Below are 18,819 nucleotides of genomic sequence, written 5' to 3'. Positions count from 1 at the left end.
GCCCTCATGCGAGCCGCCGACGTGGGCGACACGGCCATGGGCCGCCTGGTGGCGCACCTCGGTGCCTCCGGAGCGGTGGAGGCGATCCGCGAGCGCGCACTTCCACCGGCCTTCACCGCCCAGGAGTCCCGGCAGGAACGTCCGTGTGACCTGTCGGGTCGGCTGAACGCCTGGTTCCTCCGGCTGGCTGCGTCGAAGCCCGCCGCCGATCTGGAGGCCGGCGAGAAGCACGGAGCCAGGCTGATCGTCCCAGGCGACCCCGAATGGCCCACGCAACTGGACCATCTCGGCCCGAGCCGCCCCCTGGGCCTCTGGTTGCACGGCACGGCCGATCTCCGCTTCGCCTGCCTGCAGTCCGTGGCCGTCGTAGGAGCCCGAGCCGCGACCCAGTACGGTCTGCACATCGCGGCCGACTTCGGCATCGGCCTCAGCGAAGCGGGCTGGTCCGTCGTCTCCGGCGGCGCCTACGGGGTGGACGGCGCGGCCCACAAGGGCGCCCTGCTGGCCGGCTCACCCACGGTGGTCGTTCTCGCCTGCGGAGTGGACATCTGCTACCCGAGCGGCCATCAGGAGCTCTTCGCCCAGGCCCGCGAGCAGGGCGTCGTGGTGAGCGAATGCCCGCCCGGCGTCCATCCCACCCGCGCCCGGTTTTTGATCAGGAACCGCCTCATCGCCGCCCTGACCAGAGGCACGGCCGTCGTGGAGGCAGCCCTCCGCAGCGGTGCCCTGAACACCGCCGGCCACGCGCTCACTCTCAACCGTCACCTGGGGGCGGTGCCCGGGCCCACCACGTCCGCGTTGTCGGCCGGCTGCCACAAACTCCTGCGCGAACGCAAGGCGGTCTGTGTCACCACTCCGGAGGAAATGATCGAACTAGTCGGCGTCATGGGCGACGACCTGGCCCCGCAGACCCGAACGCCCATCGTCCCCCGCGACGGTCTCAGCGAATCCACCAAGAGAGTCCTGGACGCCATCCCCACCCGCGGCGGCGCCGGTCCAGCCTCGATAGCGGTCTCAGCAGGCGTCAGCATGGACATCACACTGAGTGCCCTCGGCGGTTTGGCCGCAGCCGGATACATAGAACGAGCGGGCGGCGGCTGGCGCCTCCGCAAAACCACATCCAGCTACCCGAAAGCCCCCGAAACCATGGCCCTGACCCCACCCCCGGCCAACGAAGCCCCAGCCACAGACCCTCCGCCACCTGCGGAAGACGACACCCCACCCCCGCCCCACCCCGAAGAACTCGCACCTCCTACCTGACCAATCGTTGTGACGTGGGGGCATGCGACACCGCCGATGTGACAGCCACCATGACCCAGGTGGCGAGTTCATCGGGTGAGATGGTGAAGGAAGGGGGCATGAGGGCGATTGAAAATGACTGACATGTGGGCAATGAGACGCGCAACCAAGCCGCAGCCGACGTCCGCGCCGTGCCGCGCCGTGCCGTGCCGTGCCGTGCCGTGCCGTGCCGTGCCGTGCCGTGCCGTGCCGCGTCGTGCCTTGCTCGGCCGCTCGGACGGACGCTCGAGCGGTTGAGCTGCACACCGCTCCCATGGCGAAGCCCGAGGCATCAGGCGGCACAGCAGTGACAGAAGTGGCGAATGTTCGTGGGGACAGTAGGTGAAGCCTTGAACAGCGACCTGAACGACAGCCTGAACCGCGACCCAAATCCCGACCTGAACCCCAACGTGAACGCAGACCAGAACCCCAGCGTGAACGCAGACCAGAACCCCAGCGTGAACGCAGACCTGAACCTTGATGTGAACGCGGACCCGGACCCCCACGTGAACGCTGACTTGAACCCCCACGTGAATGCGGACCTGAATCGTGACCTGAACCCTGGTCTGCACCGTGACGTAAATGCCGACGAAGTGCTTGCCGAGTTCGAGAGGTATTTGCGGTTCGAGCGAGACCTTTCCCCACATACAGTGCGCGCCTATCTCTCCGACATCACCGCCCTCCTCGACCACCTCCATGGACGGCTTGACGGCCTGGACATCAGCGAGCTGAGGGGCTGGCTGGCCGACCAGCACAGTGCAGGCAAGGCAAGAGCCACGCTGGCTCGCAGAACGGCGTGCGTCCGTACCTTCACCGCGTACTGCCACCGCCGGGGTTGGCTGGCCGCCGACCCCGGCCTGCTGTTGGGCAGTGCCAAGGCGCCCCGTCCCTTGCCTGCCGTGCTCGACCAGGATCAGGCCCAGGCCGTCCTGAGCGCGCCCCAGTCCACCGGCGATCCCAAAGACCTTCGAGACCAGGCCCTCCTGGAACTCCTCTACGCCACGGGTGTGCGGGTGGGCGAGCTCTGCGCGCTCGACGTCGATGACGTGGACCGGGACCGGCATGTCATCAGGGTCCTGGGCAAGGGACGAAAGGAGCGTTCCGTGCCGTTCGGGCTGCCAGCGCTTCGAGCTCTGGACCGATGGTGCATCAACGGGCGTCCCATCTGGGTTCGGGAACGCTCTGGGCCGGCCCTCTTCCTCGGTGTCCGTGGCGGCCGGATCGACGCCGGCACCGTACGACGGGTGGTGCACGCGCGGCTGGCCCAGACCGAGGGCGCCCCCGACATGGGCCCACACGGACTGCGGCACACCGCGGCAACCCACCTGCTCGAAGGGGGCGCAGACCTGCGTAGCGTCCAGGAACTACTCGGTCACGCCTCCCTCAACACAACCCAGATCTACACCCACGTCTCGATCGACCGCCTCCGCACCGCATACCGCCAAGCACACCCCCGCGCCTGACCACAGACACCAGCACGCCATTGCCTCTCTCACCCACCCCTCGCTCCCCGGCTGAGCGGCAAGGGCCATAAGACGTCGAACCAAGCGTCCACGCAGGCATTGGGCCCGGCCGAACCCGCAGCTAGGCGACGCAGCACGACACGTTCGGGAGTGCTGCGCAGTTCCCACACCGACGCCAACGCCCCAAGACCCGTAGCCACGTCGGCCAGAGAACCCGACGGCGCGACGACACGACAGTGCCGTCAATCCGCGAGGGATCCGAAGGAGCGAGAGGCAATGACGCGAGGAGCATGTGCCTGACGTGCAGGCAGTGCTGGATTCACGGGGTGGAGCGAAAGACCGGCGGCGACCACCTAACCGACGGGTGCTCTACCGGATAGGCGCGCGGGAGTCGAGCACGCGGAGGTGCGGGTCACGTGCAGCGCCTTGATTGAGGACCTGATACTCCTGGCTGGCGCCGGCTTGCTGAACGTTCCAGATCACGCGCCGTCCGCCCACAGCAGGACGCGTCTATACCTAGCCCCCTCCAAGGAGGAACTGGGAACGAAGGACCGCGCACGAAAGCGGCGCGGACGGTAGAGGAAGAAGCCCACACCGGAGTCGGAGGCGTATTCGCGGGCATGGTCCCCCAGCAGGGGCCAGCCATCGCCGGGGAGTCTCTCACCCCAGCATGGCGTTGCGGGGCTTAAGCCCGGGTCTAGCGACCGCTTGGGTGAGTCCCCGCCCCACTGGGGTGCAGGCTCCGGTGCGGGTCTAGCCATCGTCCGGGTGAACGCCGCTCCCTGGGGGGTGCGGGCTCCGGTGCGGGTCTAGTCATCGTCCGGGTGAACGCCGCTCCCTGGGGGTACGGGCTCCGGCGTGGGGCGAGCCCTCGCCCAAGTGAGTCCCGGCTTGGTTCGGTCTGCTGCTGGACGAGCTTCCCTTACGGCGCATAGAAGCGTCTCGCATACAGGCGAGCGGCGGTCATGTGGCGACTGGGCTTACCTGCGGCGGCCAAGAAATGGGTGGTCCCCATTCACATGGCGCGAGTGGCCTGTGCCGCTACAGGCAACCATAACCACGCACGGCGCTGGTGCCGTGCGCTCTACGTAGGCCGCAACTTGGCAGTGCGGTCCTGGTGCACCGCATTCAGTGCCTCGCTCGGCGGTGAGGATGCCAAGGAGCAGAGGGCACGAGGGCGGAGGGCACGAGGGCGGAGGGTTCAGAGACGGTTGGCCGGTGCCGGCCGGTGCCGGTGTCGGGCGTCGGCGGTGGGTGGTGGGCGGACGGCGGTGGACCGACAGCGGTCGACCGGCAGCGGTGGGCGGATGGCGACGGAGGCGGTGGACGGAGGCGGTGGACGGAGGCTGGGCCGTGGGGCCGGAGGGCGAACAAGGCGCTCTTATTAGGCGGGGCTTGGTCCGGATCAAGGGCGCACGCGTTTCCCGATGAGGTTTGACGGTCGTGTTCATCCAGCGGCGGTGAATGGATGGGCATCTTGGTTGCCTTGAAGGCATTTCTGGATTGATGCGGGTGGCCGTTGTGGGGGTCTCGTTGTGAGCTTGGAGGTTCTCGGCAGCTGTCGGGTTTAGGGCTTGAAGAGTGAGTCTCTGAGGGCGGTTTTGAGGGGTCAGGAGGAGCGTCGTGAGGGTGGGGTGGGGCGTCTGTGGAGTCCCTCTGTTGGGGGTTTGCGGTGTTGGCCGCTTCCGCTTCTTGAGCCGTGGTGTTTCTTGTGGGGGCGTCGGCGGCGGCGTAGGGCCGTGATGAGGAGGGCGGCGCCGAGGATGGTGCCCAGTCCGATCGCTGGGGCTGCTGGCAGCGAAGCCGCATGTGTCAGGAGGCGGAGGACGGTTGCAAGGGATCTGGAGGGGGCGTGAGTTGGGTCATGCCGCTGCTCGGGAGTTCTGGCTGATTGGTTGCGGAGGGGAAGGTCGCTGGAACGCATCTCCGGGCGTGAGGGGGTGACCGCAGGGGTGATGAGCGGGGTCTCGGGGGTGGGCTCTGCGGTGAGGGCAAGCGCCTGCAGGACGGTGGAGTAGGCGGATGGGAGCGCGTTGTGTTGGTTCGCGGATGAGTCGTGGTGCGCGAGAACTGTGAGCAGGGACGGGGGGAGAGGGACGAGGAGCGGGGGCGGAGGAGGCACGGGGGCGTTGGGGAGCAGGTTCCGTGCGAGCGAAGCAGGCGGGTTCAGGCGTGGAAGCAGGGGCGGGTTCGGGCGGTAGAAAGCGGCGGACAGCTTGGTGAGCAGGGGGAGGGTGCGTGGGGTTGAGGTGCTGCTTGCGAATGCCTCCGAGGGGTTGGACGAGACGTCAAGCGGAGCTTCGGAGGGCTCAAGGGGGACGGCAACGGGTGCTTCGGAGGGCTCGACGGGGACGGCAAGGGGCGCTTCGGAAGGCTCGGAGGGATAGGTAAGGGGTGCTTCGGAGGGTGTTTTGGGGGCCGGAGGGAGCAGGGGCGGGGTGGTCTGCGGTGGGGCGGTCTTGGGCCAGATGGGGAGGAGGCGGATGGGGGCGTGGCCCAGGAGGAGAAGAGGGTCCAGGTAGCGGGCGCTCTGGATCAGGCCCCAGTGCAGGCATGACTCCTGGCAATGCCCGTGTACGGCTTGTACGACCCCCAGACGGCTGCCCATCGTGATCGGCTCACCCTGCTTCACCGATGCGCTGATCGGCAGGTACGTCGTTCGGAGGCCGCCTGGGTGGTCGATGGTGACGACTCCCCTTCCGCCTACTGGGCCTGCGTAGCGGACGGTGCCTGAGCCTGCGGCCAGGACGGGGGTGTCGGCGGAGGCGGCCAGGTCTATGCCGCGGTGTCCGGCCAGCCAAGGAGCCAAGGGCGGGGCGAAGCGGCGCAGGACGCGGGGGCTGCCGTCGAGTGGCCATCGCCAGGCGGGTGGGGCGGCCTTCGCCAGCGGAGCCGGGGTGGCAATGGTCGTGAGCGTGATCACCGTCGCGAGCACGACCAGGGAGATCACGGCACGGCGGGCCACGTTCTGCGTGCATGGTCTCGGCGGTGGTGGTGCTGAGCGAGAGGACAGGGCGGGGAGGCGTGGGCGAGGGGGCATGGCGGGGAGTCTTGCCGGGAGCGGCCTGCGGAGGTCGAGGCGAGCGGGATTCTGTGGATACAGGAAGCGGTGGGGAGCCTCCTGTGGACAACCTGCCCTGTGCCGAGCCCGCCGCCCGCCCGGCCGAGTGGAAATCCAATGGACGAGGTCATCCGGGCGATGCAAGAGTCCCACCGTGAGCCCGACTGCAGCGTCCCCCGCACCCGTCCCGCTGGCCGACGGCCTCGTTCTGCGGCAGGCACGGCCGGCGGACCTCGACCAGATCAGCGCGCTGCTCACCGAACGTGGCGACTCGGCCGACGCCCTCGACCACCGGCTGGTCGTCTCGGACCCGGAGGTCGGCTGGTCCGCCTGCGCCGTGGTCGTGGATGGAGAGCGGGTCGTGTCCACGGCGACGCTCCTCGACGAGGAAGTGCGCGTCGGCGGCATCCGCCTACCCGCCGGCCAGGTCGAACTGGTCGCCACCGACCGCGAATACGAAGGAAGAGGACTCGTACGGGCGCTCATGCGATGGGCTCACGACCGCTCCGCCGCCCGTGGTCACGTCGTTCAGGTGATGATCGGGATCCCGTACTTCTACCGGCTGTTCGGCTACGAGTACGCCATCGACATCCCGTCGGCGCTGACCGTGCACACGCCCCCGGCCGGTGAGGGCACGCCCGCACTCCGCGTCGCCCGGCCCGCCGACATTCCCGCCATGGCAGCTCTGCAGGACATGGCTCAGGACCGGTTCGACGTGGCCATGCCGCATTCGGCGGCATGCTGGCGATGGCTGCTGGACCACCAGGCGAGCACCTCCTGGGTCCTGGAGCGCGCCGGCACCGTCATCGCCACCGGACGCACCACGCCTCCCGACGACGACGAGGTGCTGCTGGCCGAGGCTGCCGCCGCCGACGAGGACGCGGCCCGCGACCTGCTCAGTGCCGTCGTCGCCCAGTTCCCCGGGAGTGAGCTGAAAGTCGTCCATCGGGCCGGATCCGTGACTGCCACCGCCTGGCAGGAGTTCCTCGACCACGAACCGCGGAAGCGGGCGGAGCAGTACTACGTGCGCATTCCGGACGTCGCGGTGTTGCTCGACCGGCTCCGGCCGCTGCTCTGGCAGCGCCTCACCGCAGAGGGGACGGACCGCACCGGCGATGACATCGTCATCTCCACCTTCGGCGCCCATTACCGGATCCCGGTCGGCGCCGATGGCCTTGGCGAGGTCGTCACAGGAGGGCCGATGCAGAGACCTGGATCCGTGAAGGGCATCGGAGTGGCACCCGACCACCTGCCCGCCCTGTTGTTCGGCCCGCACGGGATCGAGGGGCTGACCCGCATCCGGCCCGACGTCTACACCGGAGAGGAAGAGCTGTTCCAGGCGCTCTTCCCGCCGCTCACCGCGGATCTGCTCAGCTATTACCTGCCGTATTAGGCCCGTTCCAGCTTCAGGTCGTTGTTCGGCGGAGCTTGATAGGGCCGAGTGCTGCGGCTCCTGGGCGGCCATTGATGGCCGCTTCCGGCGGTGACGGCTCAAATTGGCTTCAGGACGTCGATGAAGTGGCAGGTCGATTTCTGCCTGGTCAGCATGGGGCACACCATTGCGTCACCACATGCGGCCGGTGTGGCGATCGATCCAAAGCTGCGCCAAGAGCTGGAGAAAGGCTGTGCCCAAGAAACGGGCCGCCCCCGGTGACGGTAACCGCCGACGCCGGGAGGTGAAGGCACTAACCGTGGGAGGGGCGTCGTAGGCCGTGAAGGCGAGGGCTCTGGCTGTGTGCCGTACGACCGGTGCAGGCGCCGAGGGTGTACGTGCGGTTGGCGAGATGGCAAGGGGCCGAGAGGGGGGCGGGGTGTAGTGGCAGCGGGAGCGAGACGTGGTGTAGGCGGAGTGCGGGATTTGGGGGAGTGGAGGTGGCTAGATGACTGAGTGGCGCTTGGATTCGATCAGGTTCTTCAGTGTCTGGGGGCTGGGGTTGTGAGGGGGCGCGGGTGGGGTGTGGGAGGTCTGAGGGCGGTTGGGACGTAGGGGGGAGAGCCAGATCCAGAGGCTGCTCAGGGCGATGCCCGCCGCGCTCAGCAGGATCACCGGGCGCAGGCCCATGAACTCCGCCAGTACGCCGCCCACCAGGCCGCCGACGGCCAGGACGCCCTGTACGGCGAAGGTCATGGTGGCGTTCACGCGGCCTCGGAGGGCGGCGGGGGTGTCGCGGAGTGTGATCACGCCCATGCAGGTGGCGAAGGCGACCACGATGACGCCGGTCATGACGCCCGTCAGGCCGAGGACGGTGAGCTTCACCCAGAGGGGGCCGGTCAGGAGGCCGACGGCGAGGATGTCCAGCGGGAAGAACAGGACCGAGACGAGCAGGATGCGGTTCTCGCCGTAGCGCTTGGACAGGCGGGAGGTGAGCCAGGCGCCCAGGAGGCCGCCCGCGCCGCTCAGCGCCGTGAGGAGGCCGATCATTCCCTTGGGGATGTCGAGCGTGTTGACCATGTAGAGCATGTAGACGGCGATGTACGCCATGGCGAAGAAGTTGATCGTCACGCCGGCGCCCAGGACGGCTCGGAGCGTGGGGTGGGTGAGGCTGGTTCGCAGGCCCTCGACGATGTCGTGCCACATGCTGGACGAGCGGGTGGGCTCGTTGTGCTCCGGGGTGCGGATCGAGCGGAGCAGGATGGCGGAGGCGAGGAACGACAGCGCCTCGGCCAGTACGGCGAACGGCGCCGTGAGCGTCTGGACCAGGATGCCGGCCAGACCGGGGCCGCTCACGGAGGCCACCGAGTACGAGGCATGGAAGCCGGCCATGGCCTCGGTGCGCTGCGACGGGTCCACGACCGCGGCTATGTAGGGGAAGTTGGCGGATTTGAAGATGACGCCGGCCGTACCGATGACCAGGGCCACGATGATCAGCCAGGGCACGGTGAGGACGCCGAGCAGCCAGGCCAGCGGGACGGTGGCGGCGGCGGCGCAGGAGACGAGCTCGCAGGCGATCATCAGCGGGCGGTGCCGGGTGAGACGGTCGGCGATGGCGCCCGACTGGAGGCCGAACAGCAGGGCGGGCAGCGGGGCGGCGGCGGTCAGCAGCCCCATCTCGGCGGGTGAGGCGGTCAGCAGCGTGATGGCGGTCAGCGGGACGGCCAGCTTGGAGACCTCCGAGCCGGTGATCGAGATCGTGCGGGCACTCCACAGCAGGCGGTAGTCACGCTGCTTGCGGAGGGGGAGTGGGGGCGTCGTGTCCATGCTGGGGTCTCCGGTGGCGAGTTCGGGAGGAGGTGAAGAGGGGCCGGTCGGACAGGGCGGGGAGAGATGTGAAAGGAAGACTTCATAAGTATGAAGGGATCCCTTCAGAGTTGTAAAGGGAATGCTTCACATCTCTCGCCGGGTACCTTTGGCACATGACGCAGGACATGGAGGGGCTCAGCGATCCCAAGATGATGCGGGCGCTGGCTCACCCGGCGAGGCTGTTGATCCTCAACCGGCTCGGCGTGCAGGACAGCGCCACCGCGACCGAGGTGGCCGAGATCGCGGGGATCACGCCCAGCGCCGCCAGCTATCACCTGCGCATGCTGGCCAAGTACGGCTTCGTCGAGGACGCCCCGCCCAGAGGGGACGGACGCGAACGGCTGTGGAGATCGACGCACAAGCCGTTCAGCGTGGGGGTGCTGCCGGACGACCAGCCGGAGGTCCGTGACGCCAAGACCCTGTTGATCAAGGCGTTCCGCAAGGAGGCCGGCGACGAGGCCGACCGGGCCCTGGCCAGCATCGAGCACGACACGGACGAATGGCGCGACGCGACGCGCTTCAGCCGCACCCGGATCAGAGTCGACGCGAGCGAGCTGGGACGGCTGAGCGCGGAGATCGAGAAGCTCCTGGAGCCGTACATCGCCCACCAGCGCAGCAAGGAGGACGCGCCGAGCGGTGCCAGGATCGCGGAGGCGCAGATCAACCTCTTCCCGGTCGCCCCCAGGACGTCGCCCGGGTTGCCCACGGAGGACCACGATGTGGGGTGAGCCGTACCCGGCATGTCGGTTTGACCTCCGGCGGTCAGCCTGGGGCGGTGTGGGAGGTAGACTTTTCGATGGCCTGTGGCAACAGGCCGACTTCGCATGCCCCGTTGCGGACCGCACCCTCGGTCCGGGCCCCGGCCCGGCTGGAGCGGTTTTGGGGCATCAGGGCGGTAGACAACGCGCTACCGCGGCACAACCGAGAACTGCGCCCATCCGCAGGGCGCCCAGACCTGGAGGACCATCACATGGCCCCCGTCGTCACCATGCGACAGCTGCTCGAGAGCGGCGTTCACTTCGGCCACCAGACCCGCCGGTGGAACCCGAAGATGAAGCGCTTCATCTTCACCGAGCGCAACGGCATCTACATCATCGACCTGCAGAAGTCGCTGTCGTACATCGACCGTGCCTACGACTTCGTCAAGGAGACCGTCGCCCACGGCGGCACGATCCTGTTCATCGGCACCAAGAAGCAGGCTCAGGAGGCCATCTCCGAGCAGGCCGCGCGGGTCGGCATGCCGTACGTGAACCAGCGCTGGCTGGGCGGCATGCTCACCAACTTCTCCACCGTGCACAAGAGGCTTCAGCGTCTGAAGGAGCTCGATGAGCTCGACTTCGACAACGTCGCCGGCTCGGGGCTCACCAAGAAGGAGCTCCTCATGCGCCGTCGCGAGAAGGACAAGCTCGAGCGCACGCTCGGCGGCATCCGTGACATGGGCCGCGTGCCCAGCGCGGTGTGGGTCGTGGACACGAAGAAGGAGCACATCGCGATCAGCGAGGCCAAGAAGCTTGGCATCCCGGTCGTCGCGATCCTCGACACCAACTGCGACCCCGACGAGGTCGACTACCCGATCCCGGGCAACGACGACGCCATCCGCGCCGTCGGCCTGCTCACCCGGGTCGTCGCCGACGGTGTCGCCGCCGGTCTGATGGCTCGCTCCGGCGCCGCCCGCGGTGACGAGAAGCCGGCCGCCGCCGAGCCGCTGGCCGAGTGGGAGCGCGAGCTCATCGAGCAGGGCCAGGGGCAGGCCGCCGAGGCCGCCCCTGAGGCTGCTCCCGAGGCCGCCGCCGAGGAGGCCCCCGCTGCCGAGGCTCCGGCCGAGGAGGCGCCCGCCGCCGAGGCCGCTCCGGCTGCCGACGCGACCCCCGAGTCCGAGCCGCAGGCCTGAGACACGGCCGCCGCGCCCGGTCGTGAGGCCGGGCACGGTACAGGCGCCGGCTCCGCGCCGCAGGTCGTCATCGACCGCGGTGCGGGGCGGGCAGCCGGCCGATAGAGGGTGAGCGGAACCGAGGTCCTGCACGGGCTGAGGCTTGGTAGGGCAAGGTACGCGTCTCGACTGGGCAAACGGCCGAGCCGGGACGGCAAGCCGGACAGGACGGCACCCCGCCGAGGCGATAAGTCAAGGCAGGGTGGCGATCAGGCCGAGGCGATAGGTCAAGGCAGGGTGGCGATCAGGCCGAGGCGAGAGCCTGGGCAGGGTGGCGATCAGGTTCGGGCGGTAGATCAGGGCCGGGCGTCGGAAGCCGAGGCGATGAGCCGAGGTGGATGACCATCGGGCCGGAGCGATAAGCCGAGCCTGGCTGGGCAGTATGCCGAGCGAGGCGGAGCGGAGCTCCACCGGCGGAGCCCGTCCTGCTGAGCGGAGACCTGGGCGAAAACCCGGGCCCGAGCGGAGTCCGCGCCAAGGCCGGACGAAGCCCGAGCCCAGACCGAGCCCAGACCGAGCCCAGGTACGAGCGAAGGTTCCGGAGGCAGCCGGACGGGCCAGGCGAAAGCCGGGCCAGTCAGGTGAAAGCCAAAGGGGCCGGGCGGAAGCCCAGCCGGCACGACCCGGCGCCACCGCTTGAGACCGTGCAAGACCCGTGCAAGACCTGGGCAAGACCGCGCACGACCGAGGCAGAACGCACGACCCGCGCACGACCCGCGCACGACAAGGCCCTGGTGCGGCGCGCGCCTGCCGCACCGACCAGGGGCGGGCGCCCAGGGCGTCCACTCCGATCCACGACGACGACGAAATCCCACAAGGAATAAGAGCAATGGCTTCCGTGAACATGGCCGACGTCAAGCGGCTTCGCGAGATCACCGCTGCCGGCATGATGGACTGCAAGAAGGCGCTTGAGGAGTCCGAAGGCGACTTCGACCGCGCCATCGAGCTCCTGCGCCTCAAGGGCGCCAAGGACGTGGGCAAGCGCGAGGCCCGTACGGCCTCCAACGGCCTCGTCGCGCTCCAGCAGGACAGCGACTCCTCCGCCGCTCTTCTCGAGCTCAACTGCGAGACCGACTTCGTGGCCAAGGGTGAGCGCTTCCAGGAGCTGGCCGCCGGTGTGGTCGCCCACATCCTGGCGAGCAAGCCCGCCGACGTGGCGACGCTGCTCGACTCCTCCTTCGACGGCAAGACCGTCAAGGAGCACCTGGACGAGGCCAACGCCGCGCTGGGTGAGAAGATCGAGATCCGCCGCTTCGCCGTGCTTGAGGGCGGCTACATCGGCTCGTACATGCACAAGACGGACCCGGCGCTGCCGCCGGCGGTCGGCGTGCTCGTGCAGCTCGACAAGCCGAACGCCGAGGTCGCCAAGGACATCGCCCAGCACGCCGCGGCGATGGCCCCGCAGTACCTCAAGGCCGAGTCCGTCCCCGCCGAGATCATCGAGAAGGAGCGCAAGCTCTTCGAGGAGATGACCCGCGAGGAGGGCAAGCCCGAGGCCGCCATCGGCAAGATCGTCGAGGGTCGCGTCAACGGCTGGTACAAGGACTTCACCCTGGTCCAGCAGGCCTTCGTGAAGGACAACAAGAAGAGCGTGGGCAAGTACGCCGAGGAGAACGGCGTCGAGGTGCTCGCCTTCGTCCGATTCAAGGTCGGCCAGGCTTAGGCTTGAGCGAACTGCCAGCCCAGAGTTCCACCCAATGAAGGAGGCCGCCGCCGTGCAGGACCACCGGGAGTCAGCCCACGAATCCACACGGACGGCGGCTTCCTCATCACCCAGCCCGCAGGGTCCACTGAGGTGGAAGCGGGTGATGTTGAAGCTGTCAGGCGAGGCGTTCGCCGGAGACGACCCGCTGGGCATCGACCCGGCCGTCGTCGACCACCTGGCCGACTCGATCACCGAGGCCGTGCGCGAGGGCGTGCAGGTCGCGGTCGTGGTCGGCGGGGGGAACATGTTCCGCGGCGCCACCCTGTCCCAGGGCGGCATCGACCGCGCCAGGGCCGACTACATGGGCATGCTCGGCACGGTGATCAACTGTCTGGCGCTCCAGGACTTCCTGGAGCGGCGCGGCGTCGAGACCCGCGTCCAGACCGCCATCACCATGCAGCAGGTCGCCGAGCCCTTCCTGCCGCGCCGCGCGATCAGGCACCTGGAGAAGGGCCGCGTGGTCATCTTCGGGGCGGGTCTCGGCTCGCCGTACTTCTCCACCGACACCGCGGCGTCGCAGCGGGCCCTGGAGATCGGCGCCGAGGCGCTGCTCAAGGGCACGCAGGTCGACGGGATCTACGACTCCGACCCGCGCAAGAACCCCGACGCGGTCCGGTTCGACCATCTTGACTACGGCGAGGTGCTGCTGCGCGACCTCGCGGTCATGGACGCGACCGCGATCAGCCTGTGCAAGGACAACGATCTGCCGATCGTGGTCTTCGACCTGATGGGCGAGGGCAACATCCTGCGAGCGGTACGCGGTGAGAAAATCGGCACGCTGGTGAGTCCCGCAGGCAAATGAGGGAGCTAGCCCGACACCGCCAGCTAGTAGACAGGGAGCCGCTGTGATCGACGAAACCCTCCTCGAAGCCGAGGAAAAGATGGACAAGGCCGTCTCGGTCGCGAAGGAAGACTTCGCGACCATCCGGACCGGCCGGGTCACCCCCGCGATGTTCAACAAGATCAATGCGGAGTACTACGGCACTCCGACTCCGGTGCAGCAGTTGGCCTCGTTCCACCTGCCCGAGGCGCGCATGGTCATCATCCAGCCCTTCGACAAGAGCGCGATGGGCGCGATCGAGAAGGCCATCCGCGACTCCGACCTCGGCGTCAACCCGACCAACACCGGCGACGTGATCCGCGTGACCTTCCCGGAGCTGTCCGAGGAGCGCCGCAAGGAGTACATCAAGGTCGCCAAGAACAAGGGCGAGCACGCCAAGGTGTCGATCCGGAACATCCGTCGTACGGCCAAGGAGGCCCTCGACAAGATGATCAAGGACGGCGAGGCGGGCGAGGACGAGGTCCGTCGCGCGGAGAAGGAACTCGACGACCTCACCCAGAAGCACGTCGCCAAGATCGACGAGCTGCTCAAGCACAAGGAAGCCGAGCTGCTCGAAGTCTGAGCGGCACGCCTCGCGGCCCTCGCCGGAAGGCGGGGGCCGTGGCTATGGAGAGTGTCTGTGGAAGAACGTACGGCCGGCACCGGCCCGGACGGCGGCAGCCGTACCGGAAGGAACCTGCCGGCCGCGATCGCGGTGGGTGTGGGGCTGGGCGCGCTGGTTCTCGGTACCCTCTACACGATCAAGGAGCTCTTCCTCCTGGTGATCGTGGTGTGCGTCGGCGTGGGCGTGCTGGAGCTGACCAAGGCGTTCGCCACGCGCGGGATCAAGGTCCCGGCCGTGCCCGTGCTCGCGGGGCTGGTGGCTATGCAGGCCGGGGCGTACTGGGGCGGGCCGTTCTGGCTGCTGGGGACGTTCGCGGTGTTCGCGTTCGTGCTGCTGGTCTGGCGCATGTTCAGCGACGGCACCGACGGCTACGTGCGCGACGGCACCGCCTCGGTGTTCACGTTGTTCTACCCGGCGATGCTGGCGGCGTTCGCGGCGTTGCTGCTGGCGCCGCACGACGGCCGCGACCGGGTGCTGATCTTCATCGCGGTGACCGTGGCCAGCGACATCGGCGGATACGTCGCGGGTGTGCTGTTCGGCAGGCACAAGATGACGGTCATCAGCCCGAAGAAGACCTGGGAGGGTTTCGCCGGGTCGGTGATCGCCTGCACGCTGGTCGGCGGCTGGCTGGTGACCTGGCTGCTGGACGGCCCGCTCTGGCTGGGCGCGCTGATCGGGGCGCTGGCGGCGCTGCTGGCGACCGTGGGCGACCTCATCGAGTCGATGATCAAGCGGGACCTCGGCATCAAGGACCTCGGCACGATCCTGCCGGGGCACGGCGGCCTGATGGACCGCCTCGACTCGCTGGTGACCACGCTGGTGCCGGTCTGGCTGCTACTGACGCTGTTCCTCTAACGCCTCCGTCGTGACGGGCGTGAGCCACAACCACCGTACGGCCTCCCCGCCGAACGCGAACCCCGACATGTCCGGCATGTCGGGTGGGTCGGCCCGCATGAGCACCCCCGAGTACTGCGGCCCCAGCGGGAACGTCGAGGGCTCGTGGTACCACTTGGCCGTGTGCCCGTGGCCGAGCCAGGTCACCGAGTGCCACGGATACTGGGCCAGCCACACCAGCAGCAGCGCCGCGTCCCTGGGGTCGTCGTGGGTGGCCACGGCCAGCTCGATCCGGGCGTAGGCGTCGGGGCGGTCGATCCACTGCTCGACCGTCGGCATGCGCTGGCAGCTCATCCCCACCGTGGACAGCACGGTCGGCTCGCGGCCCGCGTACGGCGGCCGTTCGGTGATGCCGACGGTCGGCAGGCGCTCACCGCTGGCGTCCCAGTAGCGGCCGGCCGGGCCGAGCACCCGGTCCAGATGGCCCATGACGAACTGCTGGAACGACGGCCACGACCCCTCGCCGTGCCGCCAGCGCCAGTAGGACGTGGCGTTGGAGATACGCGGCCGCAGCCCCTCCAGCGCCTCCGACAGCGCCCACGCGAACGGCGACTCGCCCACGGCGTCACGGGCGTAGCCGGGCATGCCCCTGCTCATGTCGGCCCAGCCGGGGATGACCGCGAGCAGGTCGTCGTCCTCGTAGAGGGCGACGCCGTCGCCCTCCTCGAACCACAGGGCGGACAACTGGCCGAGCGGCCTGCGCCCCTCGGGGTGCGTCGTGTTGCCCCTCGGCATCAGCGGGGGCAGGCCGGAGTTGATCCGGGCCAGGTCGACCACGGCCGGGGCCGGCCGGTGGTTGGCCAGCCAGACCGCTCCGTGGACGGCGCCCTCGGGCGAGCACAGGTAAGCTACCGAGGAGTCCTCGTCCCGCTCGACCACGAGCGTGCGGCTGCCGTAGGGGTTACCGGCGGCGAGGACGACCTCGGTGCCACCCTCGCCAGATGCCGACCGGAAAATCGCCATACGAGATGACTGTAGATCGGGCGGTGACCCTGACGCGAGCCGTACCGTGATCAGGAATGCCTCCTCGGCGGCCGGCGTTCACTAACCTGGCCGGTGAGAAATCCCGGAAGTCCCAAGCAGAGTCCCGGAAGTCCCCCAAGCAAAGGCAGGAACGTGTCCCAGCAGCCAGGCCAGCTCACCTTCGTCGCACCGCGACGGGCCAAGCCCGCGCGGCACCTGGCGGACCTGTCCATGGCCGAGCGCCGGGCCGCGGTCACCGAGCTGGGGGAGAAGGCGTTCCGCGCCGACCAGCTCTCGCGCCACTACTTCGAGCGCCACACCGCCGACGTCGCCGAGATGACCGATCTGTCCGCGGCGGCCCGCGACAAGCTGTCGGCGCTGCTGCCGACGCTGCTCACGCCGGTCAAGGAGCTGACCACCGACGGCGGCACGACCCGCAAGACCCTGTGGCGGCTGTTCGACGGCGCGCTGGTCGAGTCGGTGCTCATGCGCTATCCCGAGCGGGTCACGATGTGTGTGTCGTCGCAGGCCGGTTGTGGCATGAACTGCCCGTTCTGCGCCACCGGACAGGCGGGCCTGACCCGGAACATGTCCACCGCCGAGATCGTCGAGCAGGTGGTCTCCGGCGCCCGTGCGCTGGCGGCGGGCGAGGTGCCGGGCGGTCCCGGCCGGGTGAGCAACATCGTCTTCATGGGCATGGGCGAGCCGCTGGCCAACTACAAGCAGGTGATCGGCGCCGTGCGCCGCATGGTCGAGCCCGCGCCGCACGGTCTCGGCATCTCCGCGCGCGGGGTCACGGTCTCCACCGTGGGGCTGGTGCCCGCCATCGGCAAGCTCGCCGACGAGGGGCTGCCGGTCACGCTCGCGCTGTCGCTGCACGCGCCCGACGACGAGCTGCGCGACACGCTCGTCCCGATCAACACGCGCTGGAAGGTGGCCGAGGTCCTCGACGCGGCCTGGTCGTACGCGGCCAAGACCAAGCGCCGCATCTCCATCGAGTACGCGCTGATCAAGGACGTCAACGACCAGGAGTGGCGGGCCGACCTGCTCGGCAAGCTGGTCAGGAACAAGCTCGTGCACGTCAACCTGATCCCGCTCAACCCCACGCCCGGCTCCAAGTGGACGGCCTCCCGGCCGGAGGACGAGCGGGCGTTCGTGCGCCGGCTGGAGTTCCACGGGGTGCCGGTGACCGTGCGCGACACCAGGGGCCGCGAGATCGACGGCGCCTGCGGCCAGCTCGCCGCGGCCGAGTAACCGGCCCCGGCCGGAGCGGGTAGCCGGCCCCGACCGGAGTGGGTAGCCGGCCCTCTTCGAGCAAGCGACCGGCCCCGACCGGCGGCCGCCGAGCAGGGCGGCCGGCCTATCTTGTGGCGGGCGAGCGGGCGGCGAAGGTCTCGATCAGGTCCGCGATCATGGCCGCGCCCCGGCTGTTGAGGTGCACGGTGTCGGTGGTGAGCCGCAGGCCGCGGCTGCCGGAGATGGCGTCCAGGCTGCGGCCGAGCAGGAAGTGCTGCATCGCGGCGGTCTGCGCCTGGTTGCTCTCGGGACGGTAGTGGGTGCGGGGCGAGGTGCCCTCCAGGTCGGCGGTCATGCGCTCGTTGAGCGGCAGGTAGGTCACGCCCTGCTCGGCGGCGACCGTCCTGACGATCTCGGCGAACTCCTGGGTGCGGCGCACCGGGACCGAGTCCAGGTCCTCGCCGATGACCGGCGGGGACAGCAGTGCCACGCGGGCCATGGTCTCGTTCTGCAGGCGGGCGGCGATGGCCGTCAGGTTGGCGGCGTACGCGGCGGGCGTGGGGGTCTCGGCGAGCTTCCAGCGCTTGCGCAGGGCCCTGGCCCGCTTCTCGCTCAACGTGGCGTTGGCGTCGTTGGTGCCGATGAGCACGGTGACCACGTCCGGATCCTGCCGTACGACGTCGTCGAGACGCTTGAGCAGCTCGGACGACGGCTCGTAGTTGACGCCCGCGTTGATCACCGTCTCGCCGGGCAGCCGGTCGCGCAGCATGGCCACATAGTCGACGCTCACCTGTCCGCGGGTGATGCTGTCACCCAGGCAGATCACCTTCACCGTTGCCTCCTCAGGGGTGAGTGAACGCTTACTAACCTACCCTACGGCGCCTCCAGGCATACAGGGCGAGTCCCGCCAGGCACCACACCAAGGAGATCGCGGACAGTTGGGGCAGCTGGTCGAGCAGCTCGCCGGCCCCGGCCGTACGCATCCAGACCACCAGCGGAACCGTCAGCCAGTACGCGGGGGACGCGCTGAGCAGCAGCATCACCAGGTAGCCGAGCACCAGCGACATGATCGAGACCGCGGGGGAGCGCAGCACGGCCCGGCTGGTGAGCGCGCCGAGCGCCGTCCCGGCGAGCACCGCCAGGGCGTGCAGGACGAGGGCCGCGCCGAGCACGTCCCGGCCGGGGCGCTCGCTCAGGCCGAGCAGGACGGCCCACGTGAGGCCGACGGCGGCCAGCGCGGCGCAGGCGACCAGGCTCGCCACGAGCCCCGCGGCCACCTCCTTGCCGCGCCCGCCCGCGGTGACCGCCGACAGCTCGCGCTGCCGGTCGGGCTCGGTGTCCAGGAGGCTCCGCGTGGCCCAGGCGAGGATGGGGATGATCAGGACCGCGCCGTCGGCCAGCACGGCGGCCTCCGTGCCCTTTGGCGCGCGGCTGCCGTAGACGATGGCGAGCATGGCGAGGGTGAGCAGGAGCGCCTGATGGACCCGGTGCGACCGCACATAGGCGGCCAACCGGAAGACGGCCAGAGCGATCACCGGCACTCCTCAGGCGAGCGGAAGACGGCCAGGGCGGTCACCGGCACTCCTCGGTCAGGTGGACGGCG

Annotated in this window: 16 protein-coding genes; 11 read left to right on the top strand and 5 right to left on the bottom strand. The window is 69.2% G+C overall.

The genetic code is table 11. From position 1 onward, the window contains the following. The first annotated feature begins 6 nt into the window (after nt 1-6). Together dprA and ACWEJ6_RS30345 are read left to right on the top strand one after the other, a co-directional pair. Nucleotides 7-1,260: a DNA-processing protein DprA gene (dprA, locus tag ACWEJ6_RS30350; RefSeq protein ID WP_452428155.1), complete on the top strand. Its 1,254-nt coding sequence runs from the start codon at nt 7-9 to the stop codon at nt 1,258-1,260. 368 nt (nt 1,261-1,628) lie between these two features. After that, entirely contained in the window at nt 1,629-2,741 is a 1,113-nt protein-coding gene (locus tag ACWEJ6_RS30345) for a tyrosine-type recombinase/integrase (RefSeq protein ID WP_452428153.1), read from the top strand. A 1,609-nt stretch (nt 2,742-4,350) separates the two neighbouring features. Here ACWEJ6_RS30345 and ACWEJ6_RS30340 read toward each other — a convergent pair. Then, on the bottom strand, nt 4,351-5,781 hold the full coding sequence (locus tag ACWEJ6_RS30340; protein ID WP_452428151.1) for a M23 family metallopeptidase: 1,431 nt from the start codon (nt 5,779-5,781) through the stop codon (nt 4,351-4,353). 175 nt (nt 5,782-5,956) lie between these two features. On the opposite strand from ACWEJ6_RS30340, the gene ACWEJ6_RS30335 reads away from it, so the two are divergent. Then, complete coding sequence (locus ACWEJ6_RS30335) at nt 5,957-7,195, top strand: GNAT family N-acetyltransferase (protein ID WP_452428149.1); 1,239 nt, start codon at nt 5,957-5,959, stop codon at nt 7,193-7,195. Between the two features lie 120 nt (nt 7,196-7,315). After that, complete coding sequence (locus ACWEJ6_RS30330) at nt 7,316-7,456, top strand: hypothetical protein (protein WP_452428147.1); 141 nt, start codon at nt 7,316-7,318, stop codon at nt 7,454-7,456. A gap of 222 nt (nt 7,457-7,678) precedes the next feature. On the opposite strand, the gene ACWEJ6_RS30325 is transcribed toward ACWEJ6_RS30330, so the two are convergent. Beyond that, a complete protein-coding gene (locus ACWEJ6_RS30325) occupies nt 7,679-9,001 on the bottom strand; it encodes an MFS transporter (protein WP_452428145.1) in 1,323 nt (440 codons plus the stop codon). A 155-nt stretch (nt 9,002-9,156) separates the two neighbouring features. Here ACWEJ6_RS30325 and ACWEJ6_RS30320 point away from each other — a divergent pair, with 155 nt between their 5' ends. From ACWEJ6_RS30320 to ACWEJ6_RS30295, 6 genes are all read left to right on the top strand, one after another. Then, nucleotides 9,157-9,771 carry an ArsR/SmtB family transcription factor gene (locus ACWEJ6_RS30320; protein WP_452428143.1) on the top strand — a complete coding sequence of 205 codons (615 nt, stop codon included), beginning with the start codon at nt 9,157-9,159 and terminating at the stop codon, nt 9,769-9,771. 242 nt (nt 9,772-10,013) lie between these two features. Continuing rightward, nucleotides 10,014-10,934, top strand: a complete 921-nt coding sequence (gene rpsB / locus ACWEJ6_RS30315; RefSeq protein ID WP_452428141.1) for a 30S ribosomal protein S2 — start codon at nt 10,014-10,016, stop codon at nt 10,932-10,934. 868 nt (nt 10,935-11,802) lie between these two features. Beyond that, the gene (tsf, locus tag ACWEJ6_RS30310) at nt 11,803-12,636 is read left to right on the top strand and encodes a translation elongation factor Ts (RefSeq protein WP_452428139.1); all 834 of its coding nucleotides are present in this window, start codon (nt 11,803-11,805) and stop codon (nt 12,634-12,636) included. A 145-nt stretch (nt 12,637-12,781) separates the two neighbouring features. Beyond that, a complete protein-coding gene (pyrH, locus tag ACWEJ6_RS30305) occupies nt 12,782-13,480 on the top strand; it encodes a UMP kinase (RefSeq protein ID WP_352323800.1) in 699 nt (232 codons plus the stop codon). 43 nt (nt 13,481-13,523) lie between these two features. Further along, nucleotides 13,524-14,081 carry a ribosome recycling factor gene (gene frr, locus ACWEJ6_RS30300; RefSeq protein WP_352350337.1) on the top strand — a complete coding sequence of 186 codons (558 nt, stop codon included), beginning with the start codon at nt 13,524-13,526 and terminating at the stop codon, nt 14,079-14,081. Nucleotides 14,082-14,138: 57 nt separating this feature from the next. Continuing rightward, nucleotides 14,139-14,978, top strand: a complete 840-nt coding sequence (locus ACWEJ6_RS30295) for a phosphatidate cytidylyltransferase (protein WP_352323802.1) — start codon at nt 14,139-14,141, stop codon at nt 14,976-14,978. Here ACWEJ6_RS30295 and ACWEJ6_RS30290 read toward each other — a convergent pair. Beyond that, a complete protein-coding gene (locus ACWEJ6_RS30290; protein WP_358283771.1) occupies nt 14,958-15,980 on the bottom strand; it encodes a suppressor of fused domain protein in 1,023 nt (340 codons plus the stop codon). The two genes, ACWEJ6_RS30295 and ACWEJ6_RS30290, sit on opposite strands and share 21 nt — an antisense overlap. A gap of 153 nt (nt 15,981-16,133) precedes the next feature. Here ACWEJ6_RS30290 and rlmN point away from each other — a divergent pair, with 153 nt between their 5' ends. Next, nucleotides 16,134-17,234 carry a 23S rRNA (adenine(2503)-C(2))-methyltransferase RlmN gene (gene rlmN, locus ACWEJ6_RS30285; protein ID WP_352350343.1) on the top strand — a complete coding sequence of 367 codons (1,101 nt, stop codon included), beginning with the start codon at nt 16,134-16,136 and terminating at the stop codon, nt 17,232-17,234. A gap of 106 nt (nt 17,235-17,340) precedes the next feature. Here rlmN and ACWEJ6_RS30280 read toward each other — a convergent pair whose 3' ends face one another. Both ACWEJ6_RS30280 and ACWEJ6_RS30275 read right to left on the bottom strand, forming a co-directional pair. Next, entirely contained in the window at nt 17,341-18,048 is a 708-nt protein-coding gene (locus ACWEJ6_RS30280) for an SGNH/GDSL hydrolase family protein (RefSeq protein WP_452428136.1), read from the bottom strand. Between the two features lie 31 nt (nt 18,049-18,079). Then, nucleotides 18,080-18,751 carry a hypothetical protein gene (locus ACWEJ6_RS30275; protein ID WP_452428134.1) on the bottom strand — a complete coding sequence of 224 codons (672 nt, stop codon included), beginning with the start codon at nt 18,749-18,751 and terminating at the stop codon, nt 18,080-18,082. Between the last annotated feature and the right edge of the window lie 68 nt (nt 18,752-18,819).

The organism is Nonomuraea sp. NPDC004702, assembly GCF_053601695.1.
This window is presented reverse-complemented; position numbering and strand designations above follow the sequence as displayed.

Coding starts and splice junctions, on each gene's coding strand:
- dprA (WP_452428155.1), top strand. CDS start 7: ATGCGAGCCGCCGACGTGGGCGACACGGCCATGGGCCGCCTGGTGGCG.
- ACWEJ6_RS30340 (WP_452428151.1), bottom strand. CDS start 5,781: ATGCCCCCTCGCCCACGCCTCCCCGCCCTGTCCTCTCGCTCAGCACCA.
- ACWEJ6_RS30330 (WP_452428147.1), top strand. CDS start 7,316: ATGAAGTGGCAGGTCGATTTCTGCCTGGTCAGCATGGGGCACACCATT.
- ACWEJ6_RS30325 (WP_452428145.1), bottom strand. CDS start 9,001: ATGGACACGACGCCCCCACTCCCCCTCCGCAAGCAGCGTGACTACCGC.
- ACWEJ6_RS30320 (WP_452428143.1), top strand. CDS start 9,157: ATGACGCAGGACATGGAGGGGCTCAGCGATCCCAAGATGATGCGGGCG.
- rpsB (WP_452428141.1), top strand. CDS start 10,014: ATGGCCCCCGTCGTCACCATGCGACAGCTGCTCGAGAGCGGCGTTCAC.
- tsf (WP_452428139.1), top strand. CDS start 11,803: ATGGCTTCCGTGAACATGGCCGACGTCAAGCGGCTTCGCGAGATCACC.
- pyrH (WP_352323800.1), top strand. CDS start 12,782: ATGTTGAAGCTGTCAGGCGAGGCGTTCGCCGGAGACGACCCGCTGGGC.
- ACWEJ6_RS30290 (WP_358283771.1), bottom strand. CDS start 15,980: ATGGCGATTTTCCGGTCGGCATCTGGCGAGGGTGGCACCGAGGTCGTC.